Origin of the sequence: Flectobacillus roseus, assembly GCF_030056595.1 — a bacterium.
Taxonomy (GTDB): domain Bacteria; phylum Bacteroidota; class Bacteroidia; order Cytophagales; family Spirosomataceae; genus Flectobacillus; species Flectobacillus roseus.
In genome coordinates this window covers 164,491-180,857 of the sequence record NZ_JASHIF010000012.1, presented here as the reverse complement: position 1 = coordinate 180,857, position 16,367 = coordinate 164,491, and the positions used below count along the sequence as shown (strand labels likewise).

The 16,367-nt window shown below is 38.2% G+C and carries 11 protein-coding genes; 7 read left to right on the top strand and 4 right to left on the bottom strand.

Annotation, left to right across the window (positions count from 1 at the left end; translation table 11 throughout):
- Positions 1–102 precede the first annotated feature (102 nt).
- Complete coding sequence (locus tag QM524_RS15990) at positions 103–726, top strand: HD domain-containing protein (RefSeq protein WP_283345336.1); 624 nt, start codon at positions 103–105, stop codon at positions 724–726.
- Between the two features lie 109 nt (positions 727–835).
- Here the strand turns inward: QM524_RS15990 and QM524_RS15985 are convergent, their stop codons facing one another.
- Positions 836–3,079 (bottom strand): beta-N-acetylhexosaminidase, encoded by a 2,244-nt coding sequence (locus QM524_RS15985; RefSeq protein ID WP_283345335.1) that lies wholly within the window; start codon positions 3,077–3,079, stop codon positions 836–838.
- A 452-nt stretch (positions 3,080–3,531) separates the two neighbouring features.
- Here QM524_RS15985 and QM524_RS15980 point away from each other — a divergent pair, with 452 nt between their 5' ends.
- The 5 genes from QM524_RS15980 to QM524_RS15960 all read left to right on the top strand — a co-directional run bounded on the left by QM524_RS15980 (position 3,532) and on the right by QM524_RS15960 (position 10,970).
- On the top strand, positions 3,532–6,636 hold the full coding sequence (locus QM524_RS15980) for an AAA family ATPase (RefSeq protein ID WP_283345334.1): 3,105 nt from the start codon (positions 3,532–3,534) through the stop codon (positions 6,634–6,636).
- 78 nt (positions 6,637–6,714) lie between these two features.
- Positions 6,715–7,461, top strand: coding sequence for a glycosyltransferase family 2 protein (locus QM524_RS15975; RefSeq protein ID WP_283345333.1), 747 nt, complete (start codon positions 6,715–6,717; stop codon positions 7,459–7,461).
- 33 nt (positions 7,462–7,494) lie between these two features.
- Entirely contained in the window at positions 7,495–8,220 is a 726-nt protein-coding gene (locus QM524_RS15970; protein ID WP_166577139.1) for a glycosyltransferase family 2 protein, read from the top strand.
- Positions 8,221–8,499: 279 nt separating this feature from the next.
- Complete coding sequence (locus QM524_RS15965) at positions 8,500–9,294, top strand: polysaccharide deacetylase family protein (protein WP_283345332.1); 795 nt, start codon at positions 8,500–8,502, stop codon at positions 9,292–9,294.
- Between the two features lie 515 nt (positions 9,295–9,809).
- Positions 9,810–10,970 (top strand): glycosyltransferase family 87 protein, encoded by a 1,161-nt coding sequence (locus QM524_RS15960; RefSeq protein WP_283345331.1) that lies wholly within the window; start codon positions 9,810–9,812, stop codon positions 10,968–10,970.
- Between the two features lie 245 nt (positions 10,971–11,215).
- Here QM524_RS15960 and QM524_RS15955 read toward each other — a convergent pair whose 3' ends face one another.
- Positions 11,216–12,025, bottom strand: a complete 810-nt coding sequence (locus tag QM524_RS15955) for an FkbM family methyltransferase (RefSeq protein WP_283345330.1) — start codon at positions 12,023–12,025, stop codon at positions 11,216–11,218.
- 108 nt (positions 12,026–12,133) lie between these two features.
- Here QM524_RS15955 and QM524_RS15950 point away from each other — a divergent pair, with 108 nt between their 5' ends.
- Positions 12,134–13,117: a glycosyltransferase gene (locus QM524_RS15950; protein WP_283345329.1), complete on the top strand. Its 984-nt coding sequence runs from the start codon at positions 12,134–12,136 to the stop codon at positions 13,115–13,117.
- 233 nt (positions 13,118–13,350) lie between these two features.
- Here QM524_RS15950 and QM524_RS15945 read toward each other — a convergent pair whose 3' ends face one another.
- Together QM524_RS15945 and QM524_RS15940 are read right to left on the bottom strand one after the other, a co-directional pair.
- Positions 13,351–14,223 carry a glycosyltransferase family protein gene (locus QM524_RS15945; protein WP_283345328.1) on the bottom strand — a complete coding sequence of 291 codons (873 nt, stop codon included), beginning with the start codon at positions 14,221–14,223 and terminating at the stop codon, positions 13,351–13,353.
- 280 nt (positions 14,224–14,503) lie between these two features.
- Positions 14,504–16,339 (bottom strand): ABC transporter ATP-binding protein, encoded by a 1,836-nt coding sequence (locus QM524_RS15940; RefSeq protein ID WP_283345327.1) that lies wholly within the window; start codon positions 16,337–16,339, stop codon positions 14,504–14,506.
- Positions 16,340–16,367 lie beyond the last annotated feature (28 nt).

Genomic DNA, 16,367 nt, shown 5'->3' with positions numbered 1-16,367 from the left:
AGAATCAACAGTAAAGTTTAATTACTAACCCCTCTTTGCCTAAACCCTATCCCCTAATAACACTTTGTCCCTCTGTGCCTTTGTGCCTGTTCCCTCAAATATATGAACCTACAACACCTTTTTTCCGAATTGCTTCAAGGCTATACTCAAGATATGGCGAAGATTGCGACGTATTGGACAGAGCTTAGCGATGCCTATTCGCAGCCTAGACGACATTATCATAATTTGACTCACTTAGAAAATTTGTATCATGAATTAGTATCCGTAAAGACTCAAGTTCATGATTGGGAGGTAATCCTATGGTCATTATTTTACCACGATGCCGTATATGACACCTTAAAATCGAATAATGAAGAAAAAAGTGCAGCTTTAGCCGAAAAAAGAATGAAAAGCGTAGGGGTTTCGGAAGAAATCGTTACAAAAGTTGTTGAGATGATTCTGGCAACAAAAACGCATGTGGTCTCTGAAAATCAAGATATTAACTATTTTACAGATGCTGATTTATCTATTCTTGGAAAAGATTGGGAAGTGTACAACCAATATGCGAAGCAGGTGAGAAATGAATATGCGATTTATCCAGATTTATTGTATAATCCTGGGAGAAAGAAGGTCTTAAAACACTTTCTCGCAATGAACCAGATTTACAAGACTGATTACTTTACTCAGAGATACGAGGAACAAGCGAGATTAAATCTAAGTAGAGAATTGGAAGGGGACAGGGTTTAGGCAAAAAGACAAAAGTAAAGTTTAATTACTAAAGCCTCCTTGCCTAACCCCTATCCCCTAATCAACACTTTGGCCCTCTGTGCCTTTGTGCCTGTTCCCTCAAAAAAAACTACTCCACTACAACCTCATCCACAAAAAGCCATGCTTTATCTCCAGCACCAGTCATATTGGCAGGAATGGTTCCGTAGGCTTGAGCTTTGATTTTGAGAAATTTATATTGTTGATTTCCCAAGGACATTGGTATAGTCAAAACGCCCTCTTGTGCAGGTACACTTGGGTTGACTGTTGCCAAAGGGGTATAATTTACTCCATCATTTGATGCTAAAACACTTACCGATTTAGGCATCCAAACCCAGCTTGAAGGTTTATGGAAAAAGCGAAGTGTAATTTTTGAAAAGTCTGTTGCCTGATTCCATTTAATCACACCTTCAAAATCTTGGTCATTCCAGCCTAGCCATTCTTCGTCATTGAAGCGACCGTTGCCGCCAAAAGTACCGTTGGTTATTGCCCCAATTCCGCCTCTAAAGTATTTTTTACTAGGAAGAGTCGTCAGTTCCATTTGTACTCCTGTAGCTTTGTTGATACTAATGGTACGAGTAATTTCATCTACCATTCTACCTTTCATGACGGTGGCCGCTTTGATATTGGTAGTCTGCGAAATCAAAATAGGACCCGTGTACAAGTTGGATTGCTGCATTGGCGTGCTACCGTCGGTGGTGTAATAGATAGGAGCTCCATTGTTATCACATAGCAACGACAAATTAATACGTTGGTTAGCATCTCTTGAAGTTTGTGTTTTGATTTCAAAAAAGTGCTTCGCATAATTGACCGAACGATAATCCATACGAGTCAAATAGCTCGATAATCTATCAAGGAAGTTAGCATAATTTCGATCTTCCTTTTTCGACCAACCTACTTCCGCCAAGGCTACTCCTCTCGGAAAAGTCATATATTCGGCATGACCTCCAACGGGTACTTGCTCTGTCCAAAGGTTTGCTTGTGGGCCTAACACATACTTCGCTTCTTCTGCTGTTAAGTTTTCTGGAATAGGCTCAAAGCTATAAATTTTTGGAAGATTAATAAATCCTGCAAAAGCCAAAGGTTCGTTTGGATCTTCTGATTGATAATAATCCAAATAGCAATGCGAAGTTGGCGACATAATGGCGTTATGCTTCATTTTGGCTGCTTCTCCGCCACTTTCTAGGCTTCTCCAAGCCATAACCGTTGCATTTGGAGCTAATCCTCCTTCTAGGATTTCGTCCCAACCAATCATCTTACGACCGCGACTATTCAGATGTTTTTCAAGCGTTTTGATAAAATTACTTTGTAATTCATCTACATTCTTTAAGCCTAAATCTTGGGTAGTTTTACGACAAACTGGACATTTATGCCAAGCTACTTTGCTTGCTTCGTCACCACCGATATGAATGTATTCACTTGGGAAAATACTAATTACTTCGTCTAAGATATCCGCAATAAATTGGGCTGATTCTGGTTTTGGACAAAACTCTCCTTGAAACAATAACTGTTTACCCGTACTATCCTGACAAGCATACTGTGGATAAGCAACCAAGGCTGCTTGCGAGTGTCCTGGCACATCTACTTCAGGAATAATTGTGATAAAACGGTCTTGAGCGTATTTGACCAATTCACGCATTTGTTCTTGCGTGTAAAAACCTTCATTAGTTGGCCATTGTGGAGACTTGGCTGTGTGTAAAAGTGGATATTTTTTACTTTCAAATCTAAAAGCCTGTCCGTCGGTTAAGTGCCAATGAAAACGGTTGATTTTGAGTGCTGCTAATTCATCAATATACTTTTTCAAGAAATCAACAGGCATAAAATGACGAGATACATCGAGCATAATTCCACGGTAACCAAAACGTGGCTCATCTTCAATTGTTCCGCAAGGAATTGTCCACTGGGTATCGTTCGCACGGATTTTCTGTTCTATATCCGTTGGTAGGAGTTGTAATAAACTTTGTACTCCGTAAAAAATCCCTGCAGGCGTTTTTGCCTTGAGTTGGATACGCTGTGGTGTAATACTCAATTTGTATCCTTCAGCCTGAGTCATTTTGTTGTCCAACATCACCTCAATCGGCTTTTTTCCTTTGGCTTTGCTCACGATAGGCAATGCCAAACCTGCTGCCAAGCGGCATTTGTCTTTCAGTGGTTGAAGCGCCACCAAGGTTTGTGGATTGTGGGTTTTGTCTACAATAACTACCTGCTTGTTTAGCTCGAAACTCCCATTTTGAGGAATAATCTTTTGGGGTTGAGGAATAATTGGGTAACGATTTTGCGCTAGTATTGTACCCGAACAAAGCAGACACCATAAAATCAAAAGTTGTTTTTTCATATTGTTTTTAATTGAAATTGGGTGGAGTGATTATGACCTGATAGTATGCTTGAAAATTTTATTTTGCATTTTGAGAAGAAACAAAATTTCCCTTCGCCACACCTTACTTTTCTTGTCTTAACACAAGAAAAGTAACAAAAGAAAGTCAAGAAATCCTAAACTCGCCTTCGGCTCAAACAGTAGGATTTCATAAAAATTGACACTTATAAGTATAAGCTTTTCATTTTTAGTGTTTTGTAAAATTAGAACATACTTGTAGTCTATCATTTTCAAAGGTATAAAATGATATTGAGGCTTTTATACTCATTTGTATAGAACGTCTTCCCAAACCTGAATTGTTGTGGTATTACCCACGAAGTACTAATTTGCATCCGATTTGTGGATTAAACTAGTGGAAAAACGTTAATAAAGAGTTTAATCTCCTAACGCAGCACTCAAAATTCATCACTTATATGATTCCTATTAAGTTGTCCATAAAGGGCTTGTATTCATATCGCGAAACGCAGGTAGTTGATTTTACCAAGTTGACCGAAGCATCTATTTTCGGGATTTTTGGGAAAGTTGGCTCTGGTAAATCCTCTATCTTGGAGGCGATTACCTTTGCTTTGTATGGCGATACCGAAAGGATGAACAAGTCGGGCGACGACCGAAACTATAATATGATGAACCTGCGCTCGGATGAACTCCTCATTGATTTTGAGTGTCGTGCGGGCAAAGACAATCACTTGTATCGTTTTACGGTAAAAGGGCGTAGAAATAGCAAGAAGTTTGACGATGTAAAAACTTTTGAAAGAAAAACGTATCAATGGATGCCCGAATTATCCGATTGGGCGCCTATTGAAGTTGAAAATGCTTCCGAAAAAATTATAGGTCTTTCTTACGAAAACTTTAAAAGAACGATTATCATTCCTCAGGGGCGTTTTCAGGAGTTTATCGAATTGCCTTTGTCGAAACGTACCCAGATGATGAACGAGATATTTCAATTGGAGCGTTTTGATTTGGCAGCTAAGGTAAAGGTATTAAAAGAGACCAATGAAAAACAGCTTGAACATCTGAATGGTAAAATTGCCCAATTAGGACAAAGTACGCCCGAACAGTTAGAGGCAGTCAAAGATCAAATTCTGGCATTACAAACGTTGTTAGGGCTTAAAAATCAAGCACTCAACGATAAAGTAGCCGATGAAAAAAGCTTGGATTGGATAGCCAAACTATTTAAGAGTTTAGAAGAAACCGTAAAGCAACTTCAGATATTAGAGGCGCAAATACCAGATTTTGAAACAAGAGAAAATCGTCTGAAAGTCTACCAAAAGGTATTGATGCAACTCAAGCCTTTGTTGGCGCAGCAGCAGGCACGCTTGGCAGAACAACAAAAGGATTCTCTGGCATTTACTCATAAAACCGCTGAACAACAGACTTTTTTACAACAAATACAACAGTCACAAGCGAAGCTCGATGAGCTAAAACCTGCTTTTGAACAAAAAGAAAACCTGCTAAAAGAAGCGGAAGAATGGAGCTGGGCTTTGAAATGGAAACAAGCCACAAGCGAAAAGTTGAAGTTGCAAGAGCGTTTGGAAAAAGGCAAATTAGCGGTAGAACAACAGCGTAGCAAAATTCAAAATGGACAAACGGAACGTCAACAAATTGAGGAAGGTCTACAAAAAATCAAATCTCAATTGGTTGACTTGCACAAACTTTCGCAAGTGGCTACGTGGTTTGGACAAAAAAGAAATCTTTTGCAACAAAGGCAACATATTATAGATGCAGGCAAAGAAGCTAAACAAAAGACGGAGGGCTTCGAACAACAACTTAAGGCAATAGGACAAGATGAGGTTTTTCAAGGACAAATTACTCAAGTGCCTGAATCCAATCAGCGAGGTGTTTTGGTAGAGCAGCTCAAGCAGGATTTTCAGCAGAAAATAGATTTTCATCAGCAACATATTGCGCAATTCGAAACTCAGAAGGCTTTACAGGCGTACGCCAACGCCTTACACGATGATGAGCCTTGTCCGCTGTGTGGCGCAATTCATCATCCAGCCAAGTTGACTTCTTCGGAGGATTTTTCTCAGAAAATACAAGCAGAAAAAAACGCCCAAAAAGCTTGGCAAAATCGCTTGCAAAGAATCGAGCAACTCAATGCACAATGGGATGCGATAGAACAAAATATAGCGGTGTGGAATGCCGAACGCAACAAACAGGGTAATTTGTACAAGGATATTCAAACCAAAATACAGGAACATGACCAAGCTTTTGTGTGGTCAGAGTTTGCGAAAGATGATGAAGAAGCAGTACAAAAAGCCTTTGCCTTTGCCGAGCAACAGCAAAAAGAAATAAATACTTTTGAAGAAAAACGTAATGCTCAAGAACAACAACTGCAAGTTTGGCAAAAGGATTTGGAAGAGAAGTTTTTGCCAACTTTACAAAAAATAGAAGTTGAAATCTCGGCAAAAGATTCTGAGGTAAATACTACTAAGGCGCAAATACAGCGCCTAGATATGTTGACATTGGAAAAAGAAACGGCCGACAGTATTGCCAAGCATATTCAAAGACTACAAAATCAATATCAGGATTTGGTCAAAAATGTGGAGCAATTACAAAAAGACCTTCAATTGTTGCAAGACAAAAATAATCGTCTCGAAGGTGAAATTGTGGCGTTGAAACAAAATCTAGAACAACATCAAAAAGTGATTCAGGATTTTGAAAAACAACTTCAATCGGCGATGAACGAAATGGGCTATGTGTCGCAACAGGAAGTAGAGCAGATTTTGGCTTGGAACTTGGCAATCGATGCAGAACAAAAAGCCATTGAAACTTTCAAAGTGCAATGGCAAGCGACCCAACAGCATCATAAATCGCTATCAGAAGAAACGAAAGGCTTGCGATATGATGTTGAGATACATCAGCAACTTTTGGCGGATATCGCTTCTTTACAACAAGAAATCAATACCTTGCAAGCGGAGGCTGGCGCACTCAAAGGACGTCAAATGCAATTGGAACAAGATTTGGCTACTCAAGCAGATTTATTGAAGGAAAAAGAAGCTTTGGAGATTCGTCGTACGGACATAGATACGCTGGCGAAACTGTTTAAAAGCCAAGGTTTTGTAGGCTTTGTGTCTGGTATGTACCTGCAAAATCTTTGTAACCAAGCTAATGAGCGTTTTAGTAAAATGACCCGACAGGCTTTGCAACTCGAAATATATGAGACGCGCCCCTCAGAATTTGATTTTCGTGTGAGAGATTTGCTCAATGAGGGCAGAACCAGAGCGGTAAAAACGCTTTCAGGGGGACAAAAATTTCAAGTAGCGCTGTGCTTAGCCTTAGCCTTGGCAGACAATATCCATGCGCAAACACAATCGACCAATAATTTCTTTTTCTTGGATGAAGGTTTTGGTTCGTTGGATAAAGATTCGCTAACAGAAGTTTTTGAAACCTTAAAGTCTTTACGAAAAGAAAACCGCATTGTCGGCGTTATTTCTCACGTAGAAGATTTACAACAAGAAATAGAAAGCTATATCACCGTAGAAAACCATCCAGAAATGGGAAGCCAGATTAAGTGTTGAGTTTTGAGTTGTGAGTGCTGAGTTTTTAATTCCTCACTCAATGAACTCAACACTCAACACTCAAAACTCACAACTCAAATGATTTCCGTAACAATACTTACCAAAAATAGCGAAGCGCGGTTGGCTCAGTGTTTGGATGCCTTGAAGGGATTCGATGAAGTAATTGTGCTCGATAATGGGTCGACCGACCAGACTTTGGCAATTGCTCGCCAATATCCCAATGTATGTGTGCATGAGCACCCATTTTTGGGTTTTGGTAAGATGCGCAATTTGTCTGTGAGCTTTTGTAAAAATGATTGGATTCTGTGGGTCGATTCAGATGAGGTATTAGACCCGATTTTGATACAAAACATTCAAAATCTATCGCTCAACCCTAAGCATTTGTATCGTTTTTTACGAAAACAATATTACAATGGCAAATACATCAATGGCGCTGGTTGGGGCAATGACAAAGTAACTCGACTTTTTCATAAAAACAGTACACAGTTCAACGACAAAGATGTTCATGAAGGATTAAATACCAAAGGTTTGCAAGTTGTAGATATAGAAGGAGTTATCCATCACTATTCCTATGAAACGGCTGATCAGCTTTTGGCAAAAATGAACTATTATTCCACTCTTTTTGCGGTGCAAAATCAGCACAAAAAAGGGACGCATCCTGTGATTGCCTATTTCAAGAAGACCTTTCATTTTTGGAATTACTATTTACTCAAAAAAGGATTTTTGTATGGCTACGAAGGCTATCTGATTTCGTATTGCAATGCACAAGGCGCATTTTTTAAATACATGAAGCTTTATGAAATGAATCAGAAAGAAAAATCATAACTTGCGCCTTTATTTTTTTGCTCTCTTTAAACAGTGAACCGAACTACTAAATTGGATGTCGTACATCCGTGCTACAATCCCCACGAAGGTTGGGAAAAGGAGCTTTTACATTATTATAAAATATTTGTCTCGCAACTCCCTTCACAAGTGGAGGTTAAATTGTATTTGGTTGATGATGGTTCTATCAGAGGAGTAACAGAAGCCCATTTGCAATATCTCCAAGAAAATATTCCTTCTTTCGAGTATGTTACGTATTCCCAGAATAGGGGAAAAGGATTTGCTTTGCGTACTGCTATCGCCAAAACACAAGGCGATTTGATTATTTATACCGATGCCGATTATCCGTATCGTATGGAAAATGCGTGGGAGATGTTTAGGTTATTGAACGATGAAAATTATGACGTGGTTTTGGGCGTTCGTGATGACCATTATTATAGTCAATTACCGTTTTTGAGAAAAGTATTCTCTTTGTCCTTACGCACGATGAACCATGTTTTTTTTCCATCGATGTTCGTAAAAGATACCCAATCTGGCTTAAAAGGATTTAATCAAAAAGGGAAAGAAGTGTTTCTCAAAACTCATATCAACTCGTTTTTATTTGATATGGAGTTTGTGGTGTTGGCATCACGTCGTAAAGATTTACGACTGGCCAAAATACAAGTACATGTACGCGATGGCATAAGTTTTTCACAAATGAGCTGGAAAACGATTAAACAAGAACTACTGAGTTTTCAAAATATTTTTAGTCGAAGTAAATAAGAGATAGAAGTGATGAGTTTTGAGTTTGGAGTGATGAGTTCACTGCCCTTGTTGGAGTTTTCTCCAACAAGCGATTTGCGTCAGCTACTGAGCAATTATGAGATGATTAACTTGCTGTTTTTCACTGCCCTTGTTGGAGTTTTCTCCAACAAGTATTTTGCGTCAGCTACTGAGTAATTATGAGATGATTAACTTATTGGTTTTTAGGTCTTTATATTCAAAATTCATAACTCATAATTCAGCACTAATACGGAAGTCTACTAATTTTTTTTTATTATTATGCTAAAAGCAATCTTAACATTTGACGTAGAAGAGTTTGATGTGCCTTTGGAATACGGTCAACAAATCACGATGGAGGAACAGATAGAGGTTTCGACTCGTGGGACATTGCTTTTGAAAGCATTATTAGATAAACATCAAGTAAAAAGTACTATTTTTTGTACAGGACAATATGCACTTTCTCAACCTGAGTTATTGAAAACTTTGGCCGAAAAACACGAGATTGCTTCGCATGGAATGTATCACAGTAGTTTTGATGCTAAAGTTGATTTACCCGCTTCCAAAAAGTTACTTTCTCAAATCACAGGACAGTCTGTTGAAGGATTCCGAATGGCTAGAATGATGCCTGTCGAAAATCAGGATATCGCAGATGCTGGCTATGTGTATAATGCTTCATTGAATCCTACTTTTTTGCCAGGACGTTACAACCATTTAGACAAACCGAAGCTCCCTTTTGTGCAGGATAGACTATGGCAAATTCCTGCAACGGTTACCCCAAATTTGCGCTTTCCGATGTTTTGGTTGAGTTTTAAAAACTTACCTTTTAGTGTTTACAAAATGTTTTCGAATAGCGCTCTCAATCGCTACGGGATTATTAATTTGTATTTCCACCCTTGGGAGTTTACCGACCTTTCGGCTTATACCACCATTCCTGCGTATGTACGTAAGCATTCAGACAGAGTACTTTTACAGCGTTTGGATGACTATATTACTTGGCTAAAAGCTAAAGGAGTAACCTTCATCACCATGAAGGAATATGTAGAGGAGTTGAAGCTGAAAAGTAATACAAAATAAAATGCTGTAATAATCGGTAGTAATCCTATCCATACAGAATGGTTATAGAAATTATTTAATATTGTATAAGTAGAAAGCATTCTATCCTTCCGTAATATCTTACTTTTTTTATTAGACTTCCCTTTCTTACACAAGAGAAATAGTCTTTGTGGATACTACAAAAGAAGGTTATGAATTTACAAACTCACCATTACTAACATTCACTATGGGATGGTGTTACTGATAATTATTAAATCTTGATAGGACGTCAAGATTAGTGTATATTTAAATTTGGTAAGTTGTTTATAATAAGAATATTATAGTTAGATAAGTTTCTATTTTTGAAATCCTACTGTTTGAGCCGAAGGCGAGTTTAGGATTTCTTGACTTTCTTTTGTTACTTTTCTTGTGTCAAGACAAGAAAAGTAAGGAGTGTCTAATGAAAATTATGTTTTTTGACGAAGGCTATCATAATTTTTAAAGGTGACCTAACGAAATTCTCTTTCCAACCGCTAGATACATAGATAGTAATTTTTATGAAATTTGACTTTTTGCTCAATAAGCGCAACATCTTGTTGATTTGGATTGCCGTGGCAGTAGCAATGGCCATGAAGCAATACTTTACAGGCGATAATCCGCATGCGCATATCAACAACTTCATTATTTTCAGAACGAGCTTCTGGCACTTGATTCATCAGGAGCACTTGTACGCTTATCATCCTGACGAATATGTAGATTTGTTTTTGTACGGACCACCTTTTGCGGTTATGATAGCGCCATTGGCTCTATTGCCTACTTTAGCAGGAGTAATTTTGTGGAATGTTGCGAATGCAGTAGCACTACTTTTTGCTATTTATGAATTACCTTCTTTCGACGAAAAAACCAAAGCTATTATGTCATGGCTTTGTCTGAATAGTTGTATTACCAGCCTTATCAATGTGCAGTATCATGGTATTGTGACCGCCTTGATTATTTTGGCCTATACTTTTATCAAGAAAGAAAAAGACTTTTGGGCAGCTTTTTGTATTGTGTTGGGTACTATGACCAAGCTATATGGCGTGGTTGGGCTGGCATTTTTCTTTTTCTCCAAAAATAAACTCAAACTTATTGCTTCTGGCTTGTTTTGGATAGCGTTGTTGTTTGTATTGCCAATGGCGTTTAGTTCGCCAACTTATATTCTTCAGACTTACCAAGAATGGTTTGAAGTATTGGTGAAAAAGAATGATATCAATGAGGTTTTGACGAATCCTTATCAAGATCTTTCGGTGATGGGTATGGTGCGAAGATTGGCGCAAGATGCTAGTATTTCAAATTTATGGTATATCCTGCCAGCGGTTTTGGTTTTTGCGCTGTCATATATACGGATCAACTTGTTTTTCAATACCCGTTATCAATTATTACTTTTATGCTCAACGTTGATGTTGGTTGTATTGGCAAGTACAGGCACCGAGGCATCTACCTTGCTGATTGGGTTTGTGGGCGCAGTGATTTGGTATATGCAAAGTGCCAAAACCACGACTGACAAAGCGTTGTTTATTTTTGCTTTGCTGGTGACAAGTTTTGGACCTACTGACTTGATGCCCAAATATATTAGAAATGAATTTTTAAGAAAATATGCTCTAATGGTATTACCCATGTTACTAGTTTGGATAAAAGTACATTGGGAAATGTTGGCGAGTAAGAAAGAGGAGTTTTAAGTTAAGGGACAAAGGCATTTAGGCACAAAGGCACAAAGTGAATTATTATCTAGTTCGAGACTTAGTCTCGGACTATGTTTTGTGACAGTTTGTAAACTGTTTTAAAAAATGAGTCCAAGACTAAGTCTTGAACTAGAGCGTGTAGAGTTTTGACATATTCTAAATCAAAACTCTATACTCCACACTCAGCACTAAAATCACTTTGTGCCTCTGTGCCTTTGCCCCTTTGTGCCTTCACTTAACATCTATTCTGCAAAAGCAATAATATCGAAGTGTTTCCAATCTAGCATATTTTGTTTTTGAGGAATAGGCGTAATGGCTGCATCTTCTTCAAAATCATCCATTTTGTTGATTTTATAGCCTTTTTGACTAATATAATTAAACAAGTCGTGGCGGTCTTGCTCTGATAAATCTTTGAAACATTCAAAAATCAATGTGGGCTTGTACTGGTCAAGAAGCTTACTGATTGATTTCAAGATTTGAATATCATACCCTTCTGCATCTACTTTAATTAAGGAGATTTTACTGACTTCTGGATATTGTGTGTGAATAAAGTTTTGAAGGTTGACGCCTTTTACTTTTTCTCCTAAACCAAATTTTCCATTTTTTCCACTGATTCCACCATTGTTGAAGCTGGCCTCAGAAGAAGCATACGAATACTCGCCTTCTTCCACTGCAATAGCATAAGGTAAAGGAATAATGTTGGAAATGTGACGATTTTGATCGGCGTTTTTCTGTAAAATTTTAAAAACGTGAGGGTTTGGGTCAAAGGCCAAAACCGTGCCTTGCGCGCCAACTGCCAAAGCCATTGGGAGGGTAGTATCGCCAATGTGTGCGCCGATGTCAATGACAAAATCGCCAGTTTTGAGGAATTTACGATAGAAATTAACCTGACTGAGTGAGATAGTTTTCTCTTGTTCTAAAGGATTTAACCAACAAGTGAAGTTGATATTGCCGATTCCTTCGATTGAGATGACAGAGGTTGCGTCACCATAATCACTAAATTTGCGTTTGGCCACAAACTTAGTGTACTTCTTTTTTAGGTAATTGAACATTTGTATGTGTGTTTAAAGTTGGACTATACTTGCATTAGAGGAAATATACGTTCTGTAAAAATAGCTTTAAATTTGCATAAAAAAGGGTTTATAACATTTTTTAACAATATGCACATTTTGATTTTCCACAATGCAGTATTGCCTGCATTGGAGTACGGAGGAACCGAGCGAGTGGTTTGGTGGTTGGGCAAAGAGTTGACCCAAATGGGGCATCGTGTTTCATTTTTGGTTGCAAAAGGTTCGGAATGTCCATTTGCTGAGGTGCTGTTTTATAATCCCGAGCTTTCATTAAGTCTACAGATTCCTGATTATATCGATGTGGTACATTTGAGTATTCCACCTCCCGAAGATTTTCCTAAGCCTTATGTCTATACGGTTCATGGCAACCCAAGAGCTGATGAAGTGCTCGATCACAATGCAGTATTTGTTTCAAAAAATCATGCAGAGCGTCATAATTCAATGGCTTATGTGTTGAATGGAGTCGATTTTGAAGATTATCCCAAACCTTCATTTTCACATCAAAGAGGGCATACTCATTTCTTGGCAAATGCCTCATGGCGAGTAAAAAATGTTAAAGGAGCGATTCATATTGCCAAAAAAGCAAACGAAAAGTTAGCAGTTATGGGCGGGCATCGTCTCAATTTTAAGATGGGATTTCGTTTTACTCCCGATCGACATGTAAGATTTCATGGAATGGTAGGAGGAAGGGTAAAGTTTGATTTATTACATCGTTCCAAAGCTTTACTATTCCCTGTGTTATGGCATGAACCATTTGGGTTGGCTATCGTCGAAAGCCTTTATATGGGTTGTAGTGTTTTGGGAACGCCCTACGGTTCGTTACCAGAAATTGTAACACCAGAAGTTGGATTTTTATCTATTTCGGAAAATGAGTTGGCTGAGAAGCTGAAAAATATAGCACAGTTTGACCCAAAAATTTGCCATGAATATGCCAGAGATACTTTCACTTCTCGACAAATGGCATTGGGATATTTGCAGTATTTTGAAATGGTTTTATCAGGGAAAAAAATCAACTCGGTTGCACCAAAAGCCCTGTTTGATTATCCTAAATTTTTACCTTATGAAGTAAATTAAAGAGGGTGCAATCTAAGTAATCGAGCAGAATAAGATTTAAGTTATGTGTTTGGGAACAAGGCAACAGGCACAAGGCACAGAGTGTTAAAATGTTTTTATTAACCACAGCTATGCTTTTTTCCAAAGCCCACCGCCGAAAGCTGATACCTGAATGCTTTAGGCACAAAAATTAAATTCTATTTTGCCCACTAACTTAGGTTGCACCCTCTTTAGAGTTTTATGATGTTTATAGTTTACAACACTCTATAATTTTTATACTCTCCGATTCTCCAACCTGTCGTTTTTTCAATCCACATTTTTACGGAGTTTTTAAAATTGAGCTTCTTTTCTTTGATGTCAAAATCAAAAAGCCAGTTCATACGTTCTACACGAGCCTGCATAACTTGTGGATGTGAACCGTCGAAGTGTGTTAATGAATCAATTTCGGAATAGTCAAAATCCTCTAATTCTTGAGAAATCTTTTCTACTTTTTGTTCGCTATGCCAAAAGCGACTAGAGCTTTTAATTTTTTCTTTTTGGATTTCGGGAGGTTTTACCCAACCATAATGATAGATAAAGGCATCTATGAGTTTGACTTTGAGCTTCTGGTTATCTTTTGTTCTAAAGCCTTGCGCATCACGATAAGACAATACATTGCCTGTATTGCGCACTACTCGAATTTCGCGACGATACCAACGATGTGCGTCGGCTACATAGTTGTAAGAACCATAAAAATGCAAGTATTTGAATAGTAGTCCTTCCACTTCAGTTTTATGAAGGTTATCTTCCATGGCTTTTTTAATAACAGGAAGGTACTTTTCATGGACTACTTCATCGCCTTGGATATAAAAACACCAGTCAGCATCGGGCGAAATAGCAGCCAGCGCCTTATCGGTTTCGACTGCTAGCACACGCCCACCTTCACGTAAAGAATCATCCCAAATGGTTTCGATAATTTTGATTTTGGGCGAATCTATACTTTGTATTAATTCTAATGTACCATCCTCCGAATTTCCTACGGCAACTACCAGTTCGTCACATATTGGCAATATCGAAGTAATAGCTTCGATGATGGGATAGTCGTATTTGATAGCATTTCGGACAAAAGTAAATCCTGCAATCTTCATTTTTTTTGATAGCTTTAATGTTATAGTGGGACTCAATTTAGTGATTGAGTGATTTGGCGAATGAGTGATTTTTAACAAGATTTATACTTCCAAAATCCAACATTCGGTATTAGGATTGTACGAAAGTTTTTATTGTGTTAAAATGAGTTCTTATTCATTGTTTTTTTGAGGTGTATTGGCAACCCTTGCGGTTGCCAATACACCAATTCTATTTTAATAATAAAGCTCATCCTTCGTACAGTACTAATCCGAAATCAAAAATCCCCAATCAGAAATCTTGTTAGCTTTGCAAGCTGCTTAGTTTGGCGTAATAGCCATTTGGAATTTGCACAAGTTCTTCGTGTGTTCCTTCTTCTACGATTTGTCCTTTGCTAATAACAATGATTTTATCCGCATTTTGGATGGTACTCAAACGGTGAGCAATGACCAAGGTGGTACGGTTTTTCATCAAATTAGTCAACGCTTCTTGTACCAATTTTTCTGATTCGGTATCTAAGGCGGAAGTGGCTTCGTCCAAAATCAAAATTGGAGGGTTTTTCAATACCGCTCTTGCAATACTCAAACGTTGGCGTTGTCCACCCGACAAACGACTTCCTCGGTCACCAATAACGGTTTGATAGCCTTCAGGTGACTGAGAAATAAACTGATGTGCATTTGCAATTTTGGCAGCTTCGATAATTTGCGCCTCTGTGGCGTTGGCACCAAATACGATATTGTTTTCAATAGTATCGTTAAACAAAATAGATTCTTGCGTCACAATCCCCATTTGACGATGCAGAGATTCAGCAGAAATTGCTTTCAGGTCGATGCCATCCAAAAGAATTTCGCCACCTGTTGGGTCATAAAAACGAGGAACTAAATCGGCTAGGGTAGATTTCCCACCGCCCGACTCACCAACTAGTGCAACGGTTTGACCTTTTGGAATAGTAAATGAAATATTTTTCAACACATCATTTTCACCATTATAGCTAAATGACACGTTTTTAAATTCAATTCCTTTTTCGAAGCTTGGTAAATTAATAGCATTCGGCTGGTCTTGAATTGCAGACTCCGTTTCCATCAAAGCAATAATACGCTCAGCCGAAGCAACGCCTCTTTGAACACCACTAAAGGCATCAGCGATTACTTTTGCAGGTCTTTGTACTTGTGAAAACAAAGCCAAATAACTGATAAATTCAGACGCCGTAAAGCCACCTTCTTTATTGATGACTAGCGAGCCACCGTATAACAAAATCCCTGCAATTACCATTACACCCAAAGTCTCAGAAGTAGGAGAGGTCATTTCTTGACGATAAACCATTCGTTGAACCGACTGTTTGTATTTGGTATTCAGGCTATCAAATTGCTTGATAATAGTACCTTCAGCGTTAAATGCTTTTACCACACGCATACCGCTCAATACTTCATCAATCGTACTGATAATCGTACTTAAATTTTCCTGAACCTCTAAAGCTTTTTTACGTAAGCGACGAGTAATCCCTGCAATTGCTCCACCAGAAATAGGTAATATCAGGATAGAGAAAAAGGTCAACTTGGCAGAAAGTGTAAACAAGAATACAAAATATACCACCAAGGCAAATACCTCTTTTAATGAAGCGGTAAAGGCACGAGCAATAGAGTTTTCGATTTCTTGAATATCGGTTGTCAGGTGTGACATCAAATTACCTTTGCGCTCATTGTTGAAAAAACCCAAATGCAAACTAACCGTTTTCTGAAAAACGGCATGTCTCAAACTCGCAATCGTTTCGGATTCAACAGTTTTAAGGATTCTTTGAGAAAGGTAACGGAATACGTTTGAAAGGAAAACTGATACTACAATGATAGCACAGGCAAACTGTAGCGCGCCCATACGACCATATACATCCAACATATTGTACAAATAGTAGTTGAAAGTATCAGAGAAAAACTCTTTACTCAAGCTAAAATCAGGAAGTTGCGTAACTCTTTTTTCTGCTTCTCCGCTTTCGACCTGATTAAACAAAACCTTCAATAAAGGCGAAAGTAGGGCAAAGTTGAGTACTCCAAATATGCTGGCTAATAAAGATAGTATGAAATAGGGGGCAATATACTTTTTGAGTGATGTTGTATATTGTAAAATACTTAAATATGTTTTCAATGAATGATGATTTTGAGTTATGAATTAA